Raw genomic sequence first — 1,637 nt, 5'->3', positions numbered from 1 at the left:
TCCCCCGCGGCTTTCGCATCCCGCCCCAAGCCGGCGGCAGCCGCCCCTGCCGCTGCGGCGGTCCCGGCTCCGCCCGCCACGTCCCTGGCTGAAGCTTCGAAGTGGGGCCGGGTGGAAGGCGACGGCCATGTCTTCCTCACCATCGACGGCGCCGAGCACCCCGTGGGCCAGTACCCGGGCGTCAGCGATGACGAGGCGCTGGCTTACTTCGCGCGGAAGTACGACGACGTCGTGGCCCAGATTGTCCTGCTTGAACAGCGCGTCAGCTCGAAGGCCCCCAGCACCGACATGCAGAAGACGGTGACGCACCTGCGGGAGCAGCTCGCCGAGCGGAACATGGTGGGCGACCTCCGTGCGGCCGAGGCGCGGCTGGACACCCTCTCCACCCAGATCGCCGAGCTCGAAAAGGCGGAGAAGGCCGAGCACGAGGCCGTCCGCGCGTCCGAACTTGCTGCCCGTGAGGCCATAGTGGCCGAAGCGGAACAGATTTCCGGCCAGGACCCGGCCCAGACGCAGTGGAAGACGTCCAGTGCACGGATGAACGAACTGTTCGAGAGCTGGAAGGCCGCGCAGAAGAGCGGTGTCCGCCTGGGCCGCAGCAATGAGGACGCCCTGTGGAAGAGGTTCCGCGCAGCCCGCACCGTCTTCGACCGCCACCGCCGGGCCTACTTCTCCCAGCTGGACAGCAACAACTCCGCAGCCAAGGCCGCGAAGGAAAAGCTGATTGCCGAAGCGGAGGCGCTGTCAGCGTCCACCGACTGGGGCTTCGCCGCCGGTGAATACCGCCGCCTCATGGACCAGTGGAAGGCCTCCCCGCGGGCAAGCCGCAAGGACGATGACGCCCTGTGGGCGCGGTTCCGCGCTGCCCAGGATGTCTTCTTCACCAACCGGCAGGCCGCCAACGACGAGATCGACCAGGAGTACGCTTCCAACCTCACCGTCAAGGAAGCCCTCCTGGAGGAAGCCAACGGCATCCTTCCCGTGAAGGACCTCGGTGCCGCCAAGAAGGCCCTGCAGTCCATCCGCGACCGCTGGGAGGAAGCGGGCAAGGTTCCCCGCGCGGACATGGGCCGGATCGAAGCCGGGCTCCGCAAGGTGGAGGACGCTGTCCGCCAGGCCGAGGAAGAGCAGTGGCAGCGGTCCAACCCCGAGCGGAAGGCACGCACCAACAGCGCGCTGTCCCAGCTTGAGTCTGCCATCGCCGGCCTGCAGGAGGACCTGGCCGCAGCCGAAAAGAGCGGCGACGAGCGCAAGATCAAGGCGGCCCGCGAAGCCCTCGAGGCACGCCAGGCCTGGCTCGACCAGATCCAGCGTTCGGCCAGCGAGCTTTCCTGACCCCGCGCCACCCGTAACGGGCAGGCCCGGTTCCGGTTATCCACATAACCGGAACCGGGCCTGCGGCTGTTAACGCCAAGGGGCAGGATGGATGAATGGCGACACCACCGGCTTTCCCTGCTTCCCCAGGCCTCGACCACCCCTTGGGGAGCCAGGCGCCCCGCTTTCCCGAACTGTATGCGCCGGGGATGCCATTCGCCGGCCCGGAACTGCAGTCCCTCGCAGCGGACGGCCTGCTGGCCCGGCTCCACCACAACGGCTACACGCTGCCGGAAGTGCCGGGCTCGCCCCAGCTGCGGGCG

General features: G+C 68.7%; 1 protein-coding gene and 1 pseudogene. Both read left to right on the top strand.

The genetic code is table 11. The features are described from left to right. Positions 1 to 1,335 (top strand): DUF349 domain-containing protein (locus AC5RTT_RS20490; protein ID WP_494146697.1); only part of this gene is annotated, 1,335 nt, incomplete at its 5' end. Positions 1,336 to 1,430: 95 nt separating this feature from the next. Beyond that, a pseudogene (locus AC5RTT_RS20485) lies at positions 1,431 to 1,637 on the top strand (hypothetical protein); the annotation flags it as partial.

It is taken from the genome of Arthrobacter sp. Y3221157, assembly GCF_059089865.1.
This window is presented reverse-complemented; position numbering and strand designations above follow the sequence as displayed.